This window comes from Paenibacillus sp. JNUCC32 (assembly GCF_014863545.1).
GTDB classification, from domain to species: domain Bacteria; phylum Bacillota; class Bacilli; order Paenibacillales; family Paenibacillaceae; genus Paenibacillus_AQ; species Paenibacillus_AQ lautus_A.
In genome coordinates this window covers 3,915,001-3,932,911 of record NZ_CP062260.1, presented here as the reverse complement: position 1 = coordinate 3,932,911, position 17,911 = coordinate 3,915,001, and the positions used below count along the sequence as shown (strand labels likewise).

General features: G+C 51.8%; 19 protein-coding genes (1 of these 19 cut by a window edge). All 19 read left to right on the top strand.

What is annotated here, in order from left to right:
* Positions 1 to 57: 57 nt before the first annotated feature.
* Positions 58 to 966 carry a M23 family metallopeptidase gene (locus JNUCC32_RS17740; protein ID WP_192569325.1) on the top strand — a complete coding sequence of 303 codons (909 nt, stop codon included), beginning with the start codon at positions 58 to 60 and terminating at the stop codon, positions 964 to 966.
* Entirely contained in the window at positions 959 to 1,822 is an 864-nt protein-coding gene (locus JNUCC32_RS17735; RefSeq protein WP_192569324.1) for a M50 family metallopeptidase, read from the top strand. The genes JNUCC32_RS17740 and JNUCC32_RS17735 overlap by 8 nt, the downstream gene beginning before the upstream one ends.
* A gap of 119 nt (positions 1,823 to 1,941) precedes the next feature.
* Complete coding sequence (locus tag JNUCC32_RS17730) at positions 1,942 to 3,177, top strand: Rne/Rng family ribonuclease (protein WP_015734019.1); 1,236 nt, start codon at positions 1,942 to 1,944, stop codon at positions 3,175 to 3,177.
* A gap of 161 nt (positions 3,178 to 3,338) precedes the next feature.
* Positions 3,339 to 3,650 (top strand): 50S ribosomal protein L21, encoded by a 312-nt coding sequence (rplU, locus tag JNUCC32_RS17725; protein ID WP_006208810.1) that lies wholly within the window; start codon positions 3,339 to 3,341, stop codon positions 3,648 to 3,650.
* Between the two features lie 13 nt (positions 3,651 to 3,663).
* Entirely contained in the window at positions 3,664 to 3,996 is a 333-nt protein-coding gene (locus tag JNUCC32_RS17720) for a ribosomal-processing cysteine protease Prp (RefSeq protein WP_015734020.1), read from the top strand.
* A gap of 17 nt (positions 3,997 to 4,013) precedes the next feature.
* Positions 4,014 to 4,325: a 50S ribosomal protein L27 gene (rpmA, locus tag JNUCC32_RS17715; protein ID WP_015734021.1), complete on the top strand. Its 312-nt coding sequence runs from the start codon at positions 4,014 to 4,016 to the stop codon at positions 4,323 to 4,325.
* Positions 4,326 to 4,495: 170 nt separating this feature from the next.
* The gene (locus JNUCC32_RS31600; RefSeq protein ID WP_228468774.1) at positions 4,496 to 5,236 is read left to right on the top strand and encodes a Spo0B domain-containing protein; all 741 of its coding nucleotides are present in this window, start codon (positions 4,496 to 4,498) and stop codon (positions 5,234 to 5,236) included.
* Positions 5,237 to 5,249: 13 nt separating this feature from the next.
* Entirely contained in the window at positions 5,250 to 6,560 is a 1,311-nt protein-coding gene (gene obgE, locus JNUCC32_RS17705) for a GTPase ObgE (protein ID WP_192569323.1), read from the top strand.
* A 278-nt stretch (positions 6,561 to 6,838) separates the two neighbouring features.
* Positions 6,839 to 8,146, top strand: a complete 1,308-nt coding sequence (locus JNUCC32_RS17700; protein ID WP_192569322.1) for an SPFH domain-containing protein — start codon at positions 6,839 to 6,841, stop codon at positions 8,144 to 8,146.
* Positions 8,147 to 8,166: 20 nt separating this feature from the next.
* Positions 8,167 to 8,925, top strand: coding sequence for a FlxA-like family protein (locus JNUCC32_RS17695; protein ID WP_192569321.1), 759 nt, complete (start codon positions 8,167 to 8,169; stop codon positions 8,923 to 8,925).
* A gap of 24 nt (positions 8,926 to 8,949) precedes the next feature.
* On the top strand, positions 8,950 to 9,699 hold the full coding sequence (locus tag JNUCC32_RS17690; RefSeq protein ID WP_192569320.1) for a hypothetical protein: 750 nt from the start codon (positions 8,950 to 8,952) through the stop codon (positions 9,697 to 9,699).
* Positions 9,700 to 9,747: 48 nt separating this feature from the next.
* The gene (locus tag JNUCC32_RS17685) at positions 9,748 to 10,407 is read left to right on the top strand and encodes a hypothetical protein (protein ID WP_192569319.1); all 660 of its coding nucleotides are present in this window, start codon (positions 9,748 to 9,750) and stop codon (positions 10,405 to 10,407) included.
* A gap of 236 nt (positions 10,408 to 10,643) precedes the next feature.
* On the top strand, positions 10,644 to 11,081 hold the full coding sequence (locus JNUCC32_RS17680) for an ACT domain-containing protein (RefSeq protein ID WP_009594028.1): 438 nt from the start codon (positions 10,644 to 10,646) through the stop codon (positions 11,079 to 11,081).
* A gap of 57 nt (positions 11,082 to 11,138) precedes the next feature.
* Entirely contained in the window at positions 11,139 to 12,425 is a 1,287-nt protein-coding gene (locus JNUCC32_RS17675) for a homoserine dehydrogenase (protein WP_015734027.1), read from the top strand.
* 61 nt (positions 12,426 to 12,486) lie between these two features.
* On the top strand, positions 12,487 to 13,560 hold the full coding sequence (gene thrC, locus JNUCC32_RS17670; RefSeq protein WP_009594024.1) for a threonine synthase: 1,074 nt from the start codon (positions 12,487 to 12,489) through the stop codon (positions 13,558 to 13,560).
* Entirely contained in the window at positions 13,557 to 14,525 is a 969-nt protein-coding gene (gene thrB / locus JNUCC32_RS17665) for a homoserine kinase (protein WP_192569318.1), read from the top strand. Before thrC ends, thrB begins: the two co-directional genes overlap by 4 nt.
* Positions 14,522 to 15,409: a prephenate dehydratase gene (gene pheA / locus JNUCC32_RS17660; RefSeq protein WP_009594007.1), complete on the top strand. Its 888-nt coding sequence runs from the start codon at positions 14,522 to 14,524 to the stop codon at positions 15,407 to 15,409. The genes thrB and pheA overlap by 4 nt, the downstream gene beginning before the upstream one ends.
* Entirely contained in the window at positions 15,410 to 16,294 is an 885-nt protein-coding gene (gene ilvE / locus JNUCC32_RS17655) for a branched-chain-amino-acid transaminase (RefSeq protein WP_015734030.1), read from the top strand.
* A 163-nt stretch (positions 16,295 to 16,457) separates the two neighbouring features.
* Positions 16,458 to 17,911, top strand: the 5' portion of a protein-coding gene (locus JNUCC32_RS17650) for a LysM peptidoglycan-binding domain-containing protein (protein ID WP_192569317.1). The gene runs 289 nt beyond the window's last position; only the first 1,454 of its 1,743 coding nucleotides appear in the window; its start codon is at positions 16,458 to 16,460; its stop codon lies off the right edge, out of view.

Genomic DNA, 17,911 nt, shown 5'->3' with positions numbered 1-17,911 from the left:
CTCTCTCATCTCCTCATAGGATAGAGTAAGAAAACAAGCCCCAAGGGGGAGAGAACAATGGACATCAAAACTTCCGTCAAGAACCGAAGAGAAGCCCGCATTCGCGAACTGCTGGAAGGGGAGCAGTTCACGGCGCAGGACGATAAGCCGTCTTGGACGGCGCTTCCCGATAGAACACCCGCTAATCCCCATAATCCAAAGCCAGGCTTCATCAAGGACAACATAGCGAACCCGTCCCCACGTTACGCAGAGCATGAACCGGATCCCGAGCGGCTTTGGAAGCAAGGGCATCGCGGTTGGTATGATACGCTGGATCCCGGTGCTCCGGGAGAACCGCCCAAAAAAGCTTCGTTCCTGTCGGGCTTGATCCGCCGCGTCGCCGTCAGTGCGCTGGTGTTTGGATTGGCATGGGGCGTATTTTCGTTTCAGCAGCCGTGGGCCCTTCGCGCGCAGGCATTCATCATTGAAGGGCTGAGCCATGAGATGGATTTCCAGGCGGCCCAGGTATGGTACGAGGAGCATTTTGGCAGCGCGCCGTCCTTTATTCCGATTTTTGGACAAACCGACGAGCATTCGACGAAGGTGAATGCCGGGACCTCTTTGGTTCCTCCGCTTTCGGGAAGGGTGGTTCAATCCTTTGCCGTTGATCTGAAAGGCATCGTTCTGGAAGCCGGAGGGGGTTCTTTAGCCGACCGGGCGGTTAAAAGTATAGAGACCGGGCGCGTCCTTGAGGTTAAAGAACATCCTGAGAACGGGATTACGGTACGCATACAGCATACGGGAGAGCGAACGGCGACATACAGCAGGCTGGCGGAAACCGGGCTTAAGGCGAATGACTGGGTCCAAGGCGGAGATATTATCGGGACTTTGGCATCTTCAGGCACAGGCAGCCCGCCCTCCCTTTATTTCGAACTCAAAGAGGGGGATCGTGACGTCGATCCGGCGGAAGTGATTCCGTTTGATTAAGTTTAAGGGAACGGTCTTGTCGCTGCATCCGCTCTTTGTCATTGTCATGCTGGCATCCGTATTCACCGGTCGCTTCCTGGAGTTGCTGACCCTGTTTATTATCGTGTTTATTCATGAATTGGGACATGCCGCCGCCGCGGCAGCGATGGGGTTCAAGGTACGAGCCATTCAGATGCTGCCGTTCGGCGGCGTTGCTGTCATTGAAGACGACGGCAGGATGACTGCGATGAAGGAGATCATCATTGCGCTTGCGGGACCGCTGCAAAATGTCATCATGATCGGCATTACCCTGGCCTGCCAATGGGCGGGGTGGGGTGACGAGCAGCTGCTGTCTTACATCATTCAAGGGAATCTCGTCATCGCGTTGTTTAACCTGCTTCCGATTCTGCCGCTGGACGGCGGCAAAGTGCTGCAGGCCGTCATCAGCCTGCTCGCTCCTTATCATGCCACCTTGCTGTGGGCTTCCCGCGCAGGCATTTTGTGCAGTTTAATTATGATCGGTTACGGATTGCAGCCGTTATTCTCTGGAGACGGCATTCGTTTAAATGTGCTGATGATCGGCCTTTTCCTGGCGTATTCCAATTTCGAAGACTATCGGAACGTCCATTACCGGTTTTTAAGATTTTTGGTCAATCGGAGCGAGGTTTATGAACGGAATTTGGACGGACTCGGTCCTGCCCAGCCAATCGTTGCAGATTCTTCGAAACCTTTGGATGATATCATGCGTCTATTTAAACGAGAGAAGTATCATTTGATTTATGTCATGAGCGGACGCGGCAGCCTGCTTGCCGTTGTTCCGGAGCAGCATGTGATCTCTTCTTATTTTGCATCAACTGGTCCGCCCTGGTATGCGTAAATCGTAAAACATCATGAGGAAGACGGGGGGCGGGCCAAGTTTCTTTATCCATTCATGTCATCAGAGATTGTGTTAGGATAAAACAATAGAATATCGTCTTCCATTTGAGAGGTGAAGCCATGAGGCAAATGATAGTTCATTGTGAACATGAGACCATTCAGATGGCCCTCATCGAAGATGGGAGGTTAGCCGAATTCGCCGTTGAGCGGAGTCGTGAGCAAAGTGTTGTCGGAAGCTTTTATAAAGGCAGGGTCGTGAACGTGCTGCCGGGGATGCAGGCGGCTTTTGTAGATATCGGGCTGAAAAAGAACGCGTTTTTATATATCGATGATGTGCTCCATCCGCATTTAGAGAAGCAGCCCAAGCAGAAGCCTTCGATCTCGCAGCTGCTGACGGCGGGGCAGGAATTGATCGTGCAGGTCATGAAGGAACCCAGAGGCGGCAAGGGAGCGAGGGTGACGACGCATTTTTCGCTTCCGGGCAGATGCATGGTGTATATGCCGACTGCGGACTATGTTGCCGTCTCCAAGAAAATCGGACGCGATGCGGAAAGGGCCCGGCTGAAGAGCATCGGCGAGCAGCTTCGCACAGATGAAGAGGGAATCATCATCCGAACGGTGTCGGAGGACGAGCCCCTGGAATTCATAAAGGGAGATCTGGAGTATCTGCGAAAAGAGTGGGCCCGGATTCTCGACAAGGCGGAATCTGCGCCCGTTCCGGCGCTGCTGCATCGCGATTTAGGCCTGCTGCAGCGGTTTCTGCGCGATGCCTTTGATCCGCTGCATGACGAGCTTGTGATCGACAGCAAGCAGAAAGGCGAGGAAACCAAGAGTTATTTGAAGGAAACCGTTCCGGGAATGGAGCCTAAGGTTACATATTACTCGGAAGGAGGCCCGATTTTTCAAGCGTACGGGTTGGACGAGCAGATGAGAGCCAGCTTCGCAAGGAAAATCACGCTTCCCGAGGGCGTGACCATCGTCGTAGACCAAACCGAAGCCATGACGATCATCGACGTGAACACAGCCAAATATATCGGCGGGGATAATTTCGAGGAAACGGTACTGAAGACGAATCTTCTGGCTGCGCAGCAGATCGCAAGGATCCTTCGCCTCTGGGATATCGGGGGCATTATTATCGTGGATTTCATCGATATGGATCATGAAGAGCACCGGCAGCAGGTGGTTTCTGTCATGGAGGCCGTTATGCGCAAAGACCGCACGAAGAGCTTTGTGGTCGGTTGGACCAAGCTGGGACTGCTGGAAATGACCCGCAAAAAAGCCCGGGAAAGCTCTTCTCTCCCCTTTGCCAAACCTTGCGGAACCTGCGGAGGCCGGGGCGTGGTTATCGAAGAATGATGTTGACGGTGAACGGGGAATATGATATTATCATTGGGTATGTGTCTAGTGATAGGTTGCTGCACATGCTGTAACCGCTCCGGTTGGGTTCACAAGAACGTTCCTTTTGGGACGGACACCTTTATACCAGGCGAGTCTGAGACATAGGGAGGTGCAAGCAAATGTACGCTATTATCGAAACAGGCGGTAAACAATACAAAGTTCAAGAGGGCGACGTATTGTTCATCGAGAAGCTGACTGCAGGTGACGGCGAGAGCGTGACTTTCGACCGTGTACTGGCCGTTTCCAAAGAGGACGGATTGGTAGCAGGAACTCCGGTTGTTTCCGGTGCGACTGTAACTGCAAAGGTAGAGAAGCACGGTAAAGGCCGTAAGGTCGTTGTATACAAATACAAGCCGAAGAAGAACTACCACAAGAAGCAAGGTCATCGTCAACCTTACACTAAAGTAACCATCGAGAAAATCCAAGCGTAAGAAGGTGCGGTAATTGATTACTGTACAAGTACTGCGCGGGGAAGATGGACGGATCCATAGCTTCAAGGTAACGGGGCACGCGGGATATGCCGATCCAGGTGAAGATATTGTATGTGCTGGAGTTTCCAGCATTACCGTGGGAACGGTGAATTCCATTGAAGCGTTAACCGGAACCGTTATGGAGACCCGGATGAAGGGCGGCTTTCTTAGCGCGAATCTTCCGCCTACGGCAGATGATTCCGTCTCCGGCCAAGTTCAACTGCTTCTCGAATCCATGGTTGTTATGTTACAGGGAATTGCCGATTCGTACGGCAAGTATATAAGAATACAAGAATTGACTACTTGAAGAAGGAGGTAGACAACATGTTGAAATTGGATCTTCAGTTATTCGCATCGAAAAAAGGTGTAGGTTCCACAAAGAACGGTCGTGACAGCGAATCGAAACGTCTTGGCGTGAAACGTGCAGACGGTCAAGCAGTGACTGGCGGCAGCATCTTGGTTCGTCAACGCGGAACGAAAATTCATCCAGGCACGAACGTGGGTATCGGTAAAGACGATACTTTGTTTGCGAAAGTTGACGGCGTTGTGAAATTTGAACGTTGGGGTCGTGATCGCAAGAAAGTGAGCGTCTACCCGGTTGATGTCGCTCCAGTAGCGGCTGCAGTTGAAGCTTAATCGTTTCTTATGCTGCATACAGAAGAAGCCTTTCGGCATCGTTGCCGGGGCTTCTTTTTTTGTAAATTGCGCAAAGAATGATCATCCAGGGGATGAACCGTCCTGAAAGTCTATGATATACTGGGATTTGGTGAATGTAACCAATTGCTGTTGAAAGACGAGGAGAAGCGATGAAATCCTGGAAATGGATAGCAGCTGTGGCGGGGTTAACCTCCGTAATACCGGTGGCATGGATGGTATGGAAACCATCCTTGGCTGCAGGAGCAGTGTTGACGGCTTGGGCTGTCGCCGCGTCTGCCTGCGGAGCGTGGCTTGTCCGTAAATCGGACGAGCGCAGGCAGCAAGCCATCATTCGGAATATGGAGCAGACGGCGATTCAGATGTTGAATCACCATCGTCATGATTGGATGAATGAGCTTCAAATTTTGTACGGCTACATTCAACTGGGGAAGCATGATAAAACCGTGGGTTCTGTGGAAAGAATAAAGGACAGGATGGCGACGGAGAGCAGGATCTCCAAGCTTGGCATTCCTTCACTGGTTTTTTATTTACATTCATACCGAACGTACAGCAGCAACCTGCAGCTCTGCGTTGAAGTGGTGGACCAGGTACAGCTGGAAGACAAAGTATCGCCACAAACGGCAGAGTCTTTTACCGAAGCGATCATTCAAACGGTGAGAGCCTTTCAATTGAGCGGAACGGCGTCATGGGGGGATACCCGGCAGTTAACATTAACATTTATGCAGCAGGAGCAAGAGCTGATCGTATGGGCTCTAGGAGAAGGTTCCTTTGGAGACCCGGAGGGCTTGAAGCTTCAGATTGAACAATCCGTAAAAGGCGAAGGCATTCGGGTGGAGCAGACGGAGCCGGGGGAGACCTCGTACCGCTTGTATCTGCCGTTTGTGACTTGAGGAAGGTGATTTCATGTTTGTAGATAAGGCAAAAGTATATGTAAAAGGCGGCGACGGCGGCGATGGGCTCATTGCGTTTCGCCGTGAGAAATACGTTCCTGAAGGCGGACCTGCCGGCGGCGACGGCGGCAAGGGCGGCGACGTGATTTTCCGGGTGGACGAAGGACTGCGCACGTTGATGGATTTCCGTTACCAGAAGCATTTCAAGGCCAAGCGCGGGGAAAAGGGCCGCAATAAGAGCCAGCATGGGGCCAATGCGGAGAGCATGATTGTCCGTATTCCGCCGGGTACCATCTTAACGGATGACGATACCGGTGAAGTGATTGGCGATTTGACCCGTCACGGTCAACAGGTTGTTGTTGCCAGAGGCGGCCGCGGGGGCCGCGGAAACATCCGCTTTGCCACGCCGAACAATCCGGCGCCCGAGCTTGCCGAGAATGGAGAAGAAGGCGAAGAACGCTACGTAACCATGGAACTTAAAGTGATGGCTGATGTAGGTCTCGTCGGATTCCCGAGCGTAGGCAAATCCACCCTGTTGTCTGTTGTATCGGCGGCTCAGCCGAAGATCGGGGCATACCATTTCACGACCATCACGCCGAATTTGGGCATGGTTGAGGTCGGGGACGGGCGCAATTTCGTCATGGCTGACCTGCCTGGCCTGATTGAGGGTGCCCATGAAGGCGTGGGACTTGGCCACGAATTCCTCCGGCACGTGGAACGAACCCGCGTCATTATCCACGTCGTGGATATGGCAGGCACGGAAGGACGGGATCCGTTCGAGGATTGGCAAAAAATCAACGATGAGATTAGGCTCTATAACCCGGTTCTGATCGAACGGCCGCAAATCGTAGCCGCCAATAAAATGGATATGCCGGAAGCAGAGGAGTACTTAACGGCCTTCAAAGAGAAGGTGAAGGAGATTCGCCCTGACATCGAGGTGATGCCGATCTCCTCGCTGACCCGTCAGGGGATCCAGGAACTTCTTTACCGCACGATCGATGTGCTGGAGAGCATTCCGGATGAGCCGGCGATTGAAGAAGTATCCGAAGTTTCCGAGCGCAAGGTGTATAAATTCAAAGCGCAGAACGACAATTCCTTCACCGTCACCAGAGACAATGAAATGTATGTGGTGCACAGTGAGCGAATTGAGCGAATGCTGAAACGGATGCAGATGAATTCGCATGATGCGATCCTGAAGCTTGCCAGAACGATGCGTCATATGGGCATTGATGAAGAGCTGCGGAAACGGGGCGCGACGGAAGGCACCATCGTACGGATCGGCGATTTCGAATTCGAATTTGTCGAAGGCAGCAGTTACTATTGATGTTCAGATGAATATATGTATAACAAAAATACCGCAAGGTCTGTCTACAGCAGGCTTGGCGGTATTTTTTTTCGTGAGCGAAGGGGGCTTCCCATAAACGTGAATCAAGCGTGCGCAGCCGTATATTCCATTGGCTGGGAGTCTGGCTCGAAATGCCGGATCGCGCTTTCCAAATTTTGCATCCACTTATCGGGTAAATCGTATACAATAGTAGTACAATAGTACCTTTTCCATAGATCTCAGGATGGAAGGAACGGCGCAAAAAGGAGAGTAGAACTATGGCTATTATTGAAGTCGTAAAATACGAAGGCCCGCCGGATGTGTTTGCCTGGCGTTATCCGAATCAGGAGTTAGGCACCTGGACCCAGCTTATTGTTCATGAGACGCAGGAGGCGATCCTGTATAAGGGGGGGCAGGCACTGGACTCTTTCCCGGCAGGGCGGCATACGCTGAGTACGGCAAACATCCCGATTTTATCCAATGTCATCAATCTTCCATTCGGAGGGAAGTCTCCCTTTACGGCAGAAGTCTGGTTTGTGAACAAACTTCGTTCGCTGGACGTGAAATGGGGGACCAGCTCGCCGATCCAGCTGCAGGATCCGAAATACAACATCATCGTATCGCTCCGAGCCTTTGGCCAATTCGGCGTTCAAATCAGCGATCCGCGAAAGTTTCTGGGAACCATGGTCGGTACCCTGCCAACCTTTGATCAGGGAACGCTGGTCAAATATTACCGCGGCGTGCTGATGTCCAACATTACGGAAATCATATCCTCCTATATCGTTCGGAAAAAAATCAGCGTTGTGGAAATCAATGCTTACATAGCGGAAATATCCAAACACATCATGGAAGCGATTGCGCCTTCATTTGAAGAGATGGGGATTACCCTGCTGAATTTTTATGTGGATTCCATCAACATACCGGAGCATGATCCTGCAGCTGTCCGAATCAAGGAAGCGTTGGCAAAAAAAGCGGAGATGGATATCATCGGTTATACCTACCATCAGGAAAGAACCTTTAATACGCTTGAGGGAGCGGCGAAGAATCCCGGAAGCCCGGCTGCGGCCATGGGGACGGGGCTGGGCATGGGACTCGGAATGGTCGGTCCGATGTATGAGACCGTCGGCCATATGTTTGACCATGCCAAGCCTCAAGAGAAGAACGATAAGCAAATCGAGCAGAAGGCATGCACCAAATGCGGAATGCTGAACGGGGAAGAAGCGCGGTTCTGTTCGGGCTGCGGCCAGTCGTTTCAGATTCAGGCCGATGAAGTGCCGGCGAAAGCCATCCTGTGCAACGATTGCGGGCAGCCCCTGGCTCCGAATGCAAAGTTCTGCCTTCACTGCGGCGACCCTTACCATGCATGCCCGAAGTGCGGACATGATCACCCGGCTGGCGCTGCCGAATGTCCGGATTGCGGTGCACCGCTGCCGATGCCTTGCCGGGCATGTGGAGAATTGGTGGATGCCGAAGCCAAGTTTTGCCCGCACTGCGGGTCGAGTCACGCGCTGACATGTCCGGGGTGCGATCATGAGATCAAACCGGGCCAGAAGTTTTGCATGGAGTGCGGTCATAAATTGATGTGAAGCGAAAGCGGGGGAATCAGGTGAATACAAGAACCAAGGATCGAAACGGGGCATGGCTGTCAGCCATTGCGCTTCCGTTTGTCACGATCCTCTTATTTGGATGGGTCGGCGGGATGTTTCAGCCGAATTCTTGGATATCGGGGGTTGCCGTCGGATGCGCCGAAGCGGCCGTTCTCCTATTTATCGGCTCTGTCATCGGCAGGGGGAAGGCAGCTTCGTCAGGCACCCCATTTTATATTGCTTCCGGCATCATAATTGGTATCTATACGGTGTCCGTTGTGCTGGAGGTTATTTTGCTGGGATACTTATTTAAGCTGCCTGTATCCTCGTATTTCATGATTCATCTGATTACGCTTTCTGGATTTTTCGTTGTTCTTGGGCTCGTATTCCTGGCGGCAAAATATGCGGGCGCACAGGAGCGAAAGGAAAGCGATCATCTCGCGGTCAAGAGAGAGACTGTAGCCTGGATCGGGGAGATTCGCAGAAAGCTAAGCGAACTGCCGGGAGAGAACATGCCGTCGTTGGAACGGCAGATCGCCGAGCTTGAAGAGACGCTGCGTTATAGTGATCCCATATCACATACCTCCTTATATGAAGAGGAGCAGTTGATTCAGCAAAAAATTGCGATGCTGGAGGACCAAGTAACGTTGATCGGCGAGGCGCAAGCTGAACATCGCAAGGAACTGGCAGAGCAAACCGTTCCTATCATCCGCGATATTCTCCGAACGGTGCAGGATCGCAATACGGTGCTTCTGAAGGCAAAGGCGGGATCAACCTAATGCAGATGATAGAGGGGATAGCATATGGGAGCTTCTAATCTGAAGCGTTTTAAACTTAAGTTCACGAAAATGGATTATTCGATCATCGCGTTGGCCGTGCTTTTTTTTCCGCTGGCCATCGTGCTGGCAGCCGTTCGGGTCCTTGTCACCCATCGGCACAACCGTTGTAAGGGGAGGAACAACCGTCTCTTCGGCTGGGTGCTTGCCATTACCTATGGAATCATAGAATTGCTCATGATTCTTGCGACGATTGATGACAAAGATATCGAAAGCCTCTATTCGGCCACCGTCGTTTGGGGCGTAATCATTCTGGTTCCAGCCATGATCATGCTGGTGATCGCCAATAAGGAAGACAAGAAATTCGGCAGCTTGCTTCAATTCTATTCGAATGCCATCCTGCATCGAGGGCTCGTCCAGGTCGAACATATTGCCCGTGAGGCGAGACAATCGCCTGCACACGTGATCCGGGATATCACGTTCATGTTTGAAGAGCGTATGCTGCCTAACGGAAAGCTCGACAACGGAGTTGTTCTCATCCCGTCCTTGCACAGAAAGTCCGAAGCGTTCCGTGGCGAATTCGTTTCGCGCAGCGGGCAGCGCGTGCAGTATTCATTGGGCGATACGACTGCAGGTCCGGCCCCCATATCCCGAACCGAACCTGCGTCCGATCCGGCTCCTAAATCCGTGGAATGCCCCGGCTGCGGAGCAAGAACGGTCGTAACGCATGTGGAGGGGAAGGAATGCGAGTATTGCGGTACCGTGATTGTGGCATAGCACGTCGGATGTACCATTTAAAAGAGAAGAGACTGGGGAGAACTTCGTATGAGCGTTCCGGTAAAGCCTTTTAAATCGCAATTTACCTCATTCGATTATTTTATTATTGGACTGACGTATGTGTTTTTTCCATTAGCTTTGATTATCGCTGCGTTTCGTATTCTGCCCACGCAGCAGCATCACAGTTATCAGGGAAGGAACCTTAGATTGGTCGGATGGGTATTGTTCGGCACTTATATTGTTATCCTGGTAATCAATTTAGTGACGAGCGAATCCAGCGAGCAGTTCTTAAACGATAATTTAGCGATGGCGTTGTGTATATTAATCCCCGCGTTGTTTTTGCTGGTTGCTGCCGACTTCTTAGACAAGAAATTCCGGAAGCTGCTCGGAATTTACAGGGAGGCTGTCTTGCAGCGGCGGCTAATTTACATCGAGCATATCGCGATCGTTGCGAACCAAAGTCCGGCCCATGTGATGCGGGATTTGAACTATATGTTGAAGGAGCGCATGCTTCCTGCCGGGAAGATTGAGGATGGCGCGTTGGTGATCCGTTCGCTGCATAGAGAGCCGGTAAACCCCGTTGAATCTCAAACGAAGACGGAATCCAAGTCTGTGGCATGTTCCGGCTGCGGCGCAAGAACCGTGATTTCACGGCATGAGGAAAAAGAGTGCGAGTACTGCGGCTTGACCATGAGATACACCAGTTAGCTTGAAGTGATCGGCAGTCTCCGGAATACCGGGGGCTGTTTTTTTAACGCATCATTTGCAAATTTGACTTGAATACCGATGAGTTCCGTTTCGAATTGCGATATAGTATAGGCTATAGGGTTGGCCCGGAAATATCGGGCTCGCTAAAAATGGGTCACTTATGTATTGCCCTTACGGGGTATATCCAGTATAATGTCCACTATACGAATACAGTAGTCTTTGAGGAGAGGACGTTTGTGAAGGAACGCTACTATCTGGTCCGGGAAGACATCCTTCCCGAGGCTGTAGTTAAAACGATGCAAGTGAAAAAACTGCTGGCGTCGGGGGACGTGAGGACGGTTCATGAAGCCGTCGAGCAGGTAGGGCTTAGCCGCAGCGCTTTTTACAAGTACAAGGACGGCATCCACCCTATCAATCAATTGGAACGTGATGAAATCGTAACGATTTCCATCGATATGGAACATCGCTCGGGCATGCTATCCGAGGTGCTGGGGCTGGTAGCGGGTGAAGGCGGGAACGTGCTGACCATTCATCAGAGCATCCCGCTGCAAGGAATCGCGAATGTCGTTATTTCCGTCGAAGTTTCCCGGCTGAATGAGGAGCTGGATGATCTGCTTGACGGATTGAGGCGAATAGCCGGAGTCAGAAGAGTGCAGATGATAGGGCAAGGTTAGGGTAGAAACGACGAATAAATAGATATCTATGTGATGGGATACAGGAGGTAGTTATTAATGAAACCGGTCAAAGTAGGGCTTTTGGGATTAGGAACCGTAGGAACAGGCGTTGTCCGCATCGTTGAGGGGCATCAGGAGGATTTGAGCAGTCAGGTCGGTTCGCCGATTACGATCGAGCGCATCGCCGTCAAACATTTGGAGAAGTACCGCAGCGTCAATGTGGATCAGAGTAAATTAACGGAAGATCCCTGGGCGGTCATTCGCGATCCCGAGATTGATGTCATCGTTGAAGTGATGGGCGGGATCGAGCAGACGAAAACCTACATCCTCGAAGCGCTTGAGCGCGGCAAGCACATCGTAACCGCCAATAAGGATCTGATGGCCCTGCACGGTGCCGAAATATTGGCCAAGGCGCAAGAAAAGCAGTGCGACGTGTTCTACGAGGCAAGCGTAGCCGGCGGCATTCCCATTATCCGTACGCTGATTGAAGGCTTCTCATCGGATCGTATCATGAAAATCATGGGGATCGTGAACGGTACGACCAACTTTATCTTGACCAAGATGAGCCAGGAAGGCGCCTCCTATGAGGATGTCCTGGCAGAAGCTCAGGAGCTGGGGTACGCGGAAGCCGATCCGACATCCGATGTGGAAGGCTTGGACGCGGCCCGCAAAATGGCAATACTCGGTACCCTCGGTTTCCGCACGAACGTTGAGCTCCAGGATGTATCCGTCAAGGGCATTTCGCAGGTTACGAAAGATGATATCGCTTATGCCAAACGTCTGGGCTACGAGATGAAACTTCTCGGTATCGCGGAGCGTCAGGACGATGAATTCAGCATCAGCGTCCAGCCGACGATGGTTCGCAAAGGTCATCCCATCGCCGCCGTGAACGGCGTATTTAACGCGGTGTATGTATACGGGGAGGCCGTCGGCGAAACGATGTTCTACGGAGCGGGCGCGGGCGAGATGCCAACCGCGACATCCGTTGTGGCAGACCTGGTGGCGGTCATCAAGAATCTGAAGCTCGGCGTTAACGGTCTGAAAGCCATCGTTCCTTATAAACCGAAGAAGCTCAAAACCGATGAGCAGATCATGTACAAGAATTTCATCCTGCTTCATGTGGACGATAAAGCAGGAGTGCTGGCGCAAATAACGCAGGTGTTCGCTCAATATAACGTTAGCTTGGAGTCCGTTGTTCAGCAGCCGAACGAGCACAACCCGGACGCAGAGATAATCATCGTTACGCACAATGCGAGCAAAGCCAGCATGGACGAAGTGCTGAATCACTTTGAAGGCCTGGAAGTCATTCGCCGAATCAAAAGTGTTTACCGCGTTGAAGGATAAGGATTAGCATCCATTAAATCAACATATATAATTTTTTCATAAGAAAAGGAGAACATGAGAGATGCCGTATGAAGGATTGCTGCAAACCTACAGAGAATATTTGCCGGTAAATGAGCGTACCCCGCTGCTAACGCTTAAGGAAGGGAATACCCCGCTCATCAAAGCCGTGAATCTATCCGAAGAGCTCGGAATCGATTTGCATTTCAAATTCGAAGGGCTGAACCCGACAGGTTCATTCAAAGACCGCGGGATGGTCATGGCCGTCGCGAAAGCAATGGAAGAAGGAAGCCGTACCATCATGTGCGCTTCGACGGGCAATACATCGGCTGCGGCTGCTGCTTATGCCGCTCGCGGCGGATTAAACTGCATCGTGATCATTCCGAACAACAATATCGCGCTGGGCAAGCTCGCGCAGGCGATGATTTACGGAGCGAAGGTGATCGCGATTGAAGGGAACTTTGACCGCGCGCTGGAAATCGTTCGCGAGATCACGGCCAAGCACCCGATTTCGCTGGTAAACTCCGTGAATCCTTATCGTATCGAAGGCCAGAAGACGGCTGCATTCGAAGTCGTTGACCAGTTGGGCAAAGCTCCGGACGTACTGGCCATTCCGGTCGGCAATGCGGGGAACATCTCCGCTTACTGGAAAGGATTTAAAGAATACCACGCAGCGGGTAAATCCACTTCCCTGCCGAAGATGCTTGGGTTCGAGGCGGAAGGCGCCATGGCTATCGTCAAGGGTGAGCCTATTCCGAATCCGGAAACGGTAGCGACGGCCATCCGCATCGGGAACCCGGCCAGCTGGAAAACCGCGGTTGCCGCGGCTGAGGAATCCGGCGGACAAATTAATTACGTCACGGACGAGGAAATCTTGGAAGCATACCGCAAAATCGCATCGCGTGAGGGGATTTTTGCCGAGCCAGGATCGGCCGCCTCCATCGCAGGCGTTTATAAAATGAAGCGAGAGGGATATTTTAAAGGTGGGGAGTCCGTTGTCTGTGTGCTGACAGGACATGGGCTGAAAGATCCGAATATCGCGATTTCTACCGTGAACGCCGAACCGCTCGTCGTATCGGATACGGAATCGGCCGTAATGGATGCGATTGCTAAGCTTGAAGGAGCTGCGCGGGTATGAGTTTGTCCCAAGGCGTCCGGGTGAAGGTTCCGGCCAGCACGGCTAATTTGGGACCCGGATTCGATACGCTCGGCATGGCATTGTCCCTGTATTCCTGGATCGAGATGAAAGCGTCGGAGAAGACCGTGTTCCATCTTCATGGCGATGAGATGGGCGGTCTGCCGACCGATAAGAGCAACCTGATCTATAAGGTGGCTCAAATGGTTTTTGAAGAAGCGGGACAGGCAGTTCCTGATCTCGAGATTTCCATGTATTCCGAAATTCCGCTTACCCGCGGCCTTGGCAGCAGCGCATCGGCGATCGTAGGCGCGCTGGCTGCAGCCAACGCTCTAATCGGGTCACCACTGCCGGATTCCAAGCTTTTTGATATGGCGACGAATCTTGAGAAGCATCCTGATAATGTGGGGGCTTCTTTATTTGGAGGAATCATTGCGGCCGTATGGGATGGAGCCCATGCGGATTATATGCGCATTGAACCTCCGGCGGACCTTGGAACGCTCGTGGTGATTCCCGATTTCGAGCTGGCGACATCCAAAGCAAGGGAAGCGCTGCCCGCCCAGGTCAGTTTAGCGGATGCTGTATATAATATTAGTCGGTCCTCCTTAATGACCGCTGCTCTTTCGGCAGGCAGACTGGACTTGATTCGTGCCGCGATGAAAGACCGGATTCATCAGCCATATCGTGCGCCGCTTGTACCGGGGATGTCCAAGATTTTGGCCGAAGCGCCTGATCATGGGGCAGTCGGCATCGCGCTGAGCGGAGCGGGTCCGACGATGATTGCGCTGGTGGACCGGAACGAACCGCGTGCAGAAGAATTGGGCGCGTATCTCACGGAGACGATGAAGGCGGAAGGCATCCAGTCTTCGTGCTACCCATTGAATCCAGTTGCGGAAGGCGTCCAGCTCTTGGATGATACTAATAATAGATCCTTTTTGGATATGATTAGAGGGGAAGTTACCGCATGAAAAAAATAGCCTTGTTGCCCTCAGGATCGGTATCTCATGAAGCGATACTTTATCTCCTAAATGGTGAGCCGGTGGAATTTGTCCACCATAAACTGATCTCTGATGTATTTATGTCAACAGTAGAAGGAAAAAGCGATTACAGCGTGATCCCGATCGAGAACACCATTGAAGGCTCCGTAAGCCTTCATATGGATTGGCTGGTCAATGAGGTGGATCTGCCGATGCAGGTGGAGTGGGTCTATCCCTCCATCCAGAACCTGATCGGTAATGCTGCCGAATTCCGTTCAAGTGACGGAACGATGGATTACAGTCAGATTAAAAAGATCTGGTCCCACCAAGTTGCGACAGCCCAGTGTCGTCAGTTCCTAGCGAAGGCTGCACCGCAGGCTGAGTTGGAGCAAGTGGGCAGCACCTCCGAAGGGGTTAAGATCGTAAAGGAGAACCCCGGCCGGGGATGGGCGGCAATCGGCACTTCGCTAGGCGCGGCCACCCACGAATTAAACGTGCTTGCTGAGCGTATTACCGACCATGATAACAATTACACACGGTTTGTGCTGATCGGACGCGAGCCGATATTGGTCAACCGTTCGCCGGAACATATCAAGACCAGCATTCTCGTAACGCTTCCCGAAGACGTGCCGGGAGCGCTGCATCAGGTGCTTTCCGCTTTTGCGTGGCGTCGCCTGAACCTGTCGCGGATCGAATCCCGTCCAACGAAGAAGAAGCTCGGTAATTACTATTTTTATATCGATGTCATGGCCGCAGCGGATTCCGTTCTGTTGGTTGCCGCCATGGGAGAGATTGAAGCGCTGGGATGTCTGGTTCGAGTGCTGGGCTCTTATCCGGGTTACGCCTATGAGAGTGAGAAAATGGAGGTTAAGTAAATGTCGGAGCAATGGATCTATCTAGATGGAGAATATGTCACGAAAGAGAATGCTAAAGTATCCGTTTTTGACCATGGGTTTCTGTACGGAGACGGCATATTCGAAGGCATTCGAATATATAACGGCAACATCTTTAAGTGCAAAGAGCACTTGGACCGGCTGTATGATTCCGCCAAGTCCATCGATTTAGTCATCCCCCTGGCATATGAAGAACTGCTGGAGGCTATGGCCGAGACCATTCGACGCAATGACATGCGGAATGGGTATATCCGTATCGTGGTATCCCGCGGTGCCGGCAACTTGGGGCTGGATCCGCGCCGCTGCCCTAAACCGACCGTGTTGATCATTGTGGAGCAGCTGGCGATTTATTCCGAAGAAGCTTATCTCAATGGCCTGAAGGCCGTCTCCGTTGCCCAGCGGCGTAACATACCGGATGCGCTTAACCCGAAAATCAAATCCTTGAACTATTTGAACAATATTCTCGTGAAGATCCAATCCAACTTTGCGGGAGCGGATGAGGCTATTATGATGAACGCGCAGGGATATGTGACGGAAGGCTCCGGGGACAACATTTTCATCGTCAAAAACGGCGTAGTCACTACGCCTCCGTGCTATCTTGGCGCACTTGAAGGCATTACGCGCCAGGCTATTATCGACCTATGCGAGAAACTCGGCATTAAACTGAAGGAAGAGCCGTTCAGCATGCATGACGTATATATTGCGGACGAAGTATTTTTTACGGGCACGGCTGCTGAGGTCATTGCGGCCCGCGAAATCGACGGACGGATCATCGGAAAAGGCCAGGCTGGTCCCGTTACGCTGCAATTGCTGGAGGAATTCCGCAAAATTGTGGATCAAGACGGTTATAAAGTATGGGAATCCTAGGGTTTCAGGACAACTAAATAAACGACTTAAACCATCCTTTCATGTCGATGAAAGGATTTTTTTTGCCTAGAGGGATGTCAATCGCCTATTCCGTGCATAGGATGTAGTAACGAAAGCGGGCGAATTACATGACGCCTAGAAGAGTGTAGGAGGTTTTAGCGGCGTGAAGATACACATCGTCAAGGAAGGCGACACCCTATATGAGCTGTCCAAAAAATACGACGTACCTTTAGCGAAAATCATCGATGCCAATCCACAGCTGGTGGATCCGAATAAGCTCGATGTCGGTGCCAAGATCAAAGTTCCGACCGAGCCCGTTCAGGTCCCTGACGGCAGCCAACCCATTATCCATAAGCATACGGTAAAGCAGGGAGACTCCCTCTGGAAACTGTCCAAGGCATGGGGAGTCACTCTGAAGGAAATCATCAATGCCAATCCGCAGCTTAAAAATCCGAATGCCCTGCTGGTGGGAGAAGTCGTCAACATCCCTTCATCAGGCGGTTCTATGGAGTCCGGCGTTGATGACGGGGTTTCCATGAGCAGTGGCAGCGGTGCAGCTGCAGGCAAGAAGAAACCCGGCAGCAAGGATTACACCGGAGTTAAGGAAGAAATAACAGCGCCGATCGAGCAGCCTCCGGTCGTTCCTGAGGTTAAGGAGCCTGAGCCGCCGATTCTGCCGAAGCTTCCGGAGATTTCGCCTTTCCCCGAGGAGCCTAAGAAAATGGAACCGGAATACAAACCGGAGATATTACCTGAAATCAAGAAGCCGATCATCATGCCGGAAATCAAGAAACCAGAGATTATGCCAGAGGTGAAAAAACCGGAAGTGATGCCGGAATTTAAAATGCCCGTAATCATGCCAGAGTTTAAACCAGAATACAAACCAGAATACAAACCAGAATTCAAACCGGAGTTCAAGCCAGAGTTTAAACCCGAATTCATATCTCCATATAAACCTATGGAGCCGGAGTATACGTATCCTGTCAAAACCATGCCGTTACCGCATCCTGTTCATCCCATAGCCGAACCATGTCCGCCTTTTGCCCAGATGCCGATGCAGATGATGCCTCATCCGTGTCCGGAGTTTCCTTTTAAAGAGGCACCCGCATTTGCAATGCCTCCATTCGGTCTTCATGAAGGCCCCTGCGGGTGTCATGAGCCTATGAAATGGCCGGGCGCCGATTATGGCAATGCCGTCCATCCGTATCACAACATGCCGCAGGAAGCGATGCCTGTTTCCTACAATGAAGGCTGGGAAAGTACAGTTTCAGGATATCCGGGTCTTTCTGAACAGCCGATGAGCATGGACTATTCCCAGTTCTCGATCACGGAATCTTATACAGGGAATATGGTTTCCGACTACCATCCATATCCTGAGCATCATCATACCGCAATGACATATGGTTATGTTCCGTCTCCTTGCGGATGCCACGGGGGAGAAGTGGGTTCACACCATCACATGCCGCATTTCGGGTACCCACAACATGGGCATCGTCCATACGCGCCTGACATGGGGGCATCGTATCAACCGTGGCAGGGGGGAATGAACTACAATGCTGGTGCATACGGCTCTCCGTCTGTACCTATGGGAACACATGGAGCCTATCCTTCATTTGT

Bases quoted from the DNA above. Each gene is read 5' to 3' on its own strand.
- pheA (WP_009594007.1), top strand. From the start codon at position 14,522: ATGAAAAAAATAGCCTTGTTGCCCTCAGGATCGGTATCTCATGAAGCG.
- rpmA (WP_015734021.1), top strand. From the start codon at position 4,014: ATGTTGAAATTGGATCTTCAGTTATTCGCATCGAAAAAAGGTGTAGGT.
- JNUCC32_RS17675 (WP_015734027.1), top strand. From the start codon at position 11,139: ATGAAACCGGTCAAAGTAGGGCTTTTGGGATTAGGAACCGTAGGAACA.
- JNUCC32_RS17685 (WP_192569319.1), top strand. From the start codon at position 9,748: ATGAGCGTTCCGGTAAAGCCTTTTAAATCGCAATTTACCTCATTCGAT.
- thrB (WP_192569318.1), top strand. From the start codon at position 13,557: ATGAGTTTGTCCCAAGGCGTCCGGGTGAAGGTTCCGGCCAGCACGGCT.
- JNUCC32_RS31600 (WP_228468774.1), top strand. From the start codon at position 4,496: ATGAAATCCTGGAAATGGATAGCAGCTGTGGCGGGGTTAACCTCCGTA.
- rplU (WP_006208810.1), top strand. From the start codon at position 3,339: ATGTACGCTATTATCGAAACAGGCGGTAAACAATACAAAGTTCAAGAG.
- thrC (WP_009594024.1), top strand. From the start codon at position 12,487: ATGCCGTATGAAGGATTGCTGCAAACCTACAGAGAATATTTGCCGGTA.
- JNUCC32_RS17700 (WP_192569322.1), top strand. From the start codon at position 6,839: ATGGCTATTATTGAAGTCGTAAAATACGAAGGCCCGCCGGATGTGTTT.
- JNUCC32_RS17690 (WP_192569320.1), top strand. From the start codon at position 8,950: ATGGGAGCTTCTAATCTGAAGCGTTTTAAACTTAAGTTCACGAAAATG.
- obgE (WP_192569323.1), top strand. From the start codon at position 5,250: ATGTTTGTAGATAAGGCAAAAGTATATGTAAAAGGCGGCGACGGCGGC.
- ilvE (WP_015734030.1), top strand. From the start codon at position 15,410: ATGTCGGAGCAATGGATCTATCTAGATGGAGAATATGTCACGAAAGAG.
- JNUCC32_RS17740 (WP_192569325.1), top strand. From the start codon at position 58: ATGGACATCAAAACTTCCGTCAAGAACCGAAGAGAAGCCCGCATTCGC.
- JNUCC32_RS17730 (WP_015734019.1), top strand. From the start codon at position 1,942: ATGAGGCAAATGATAGTTCATTGTGAACATGAGACCATTCAGATGGCC.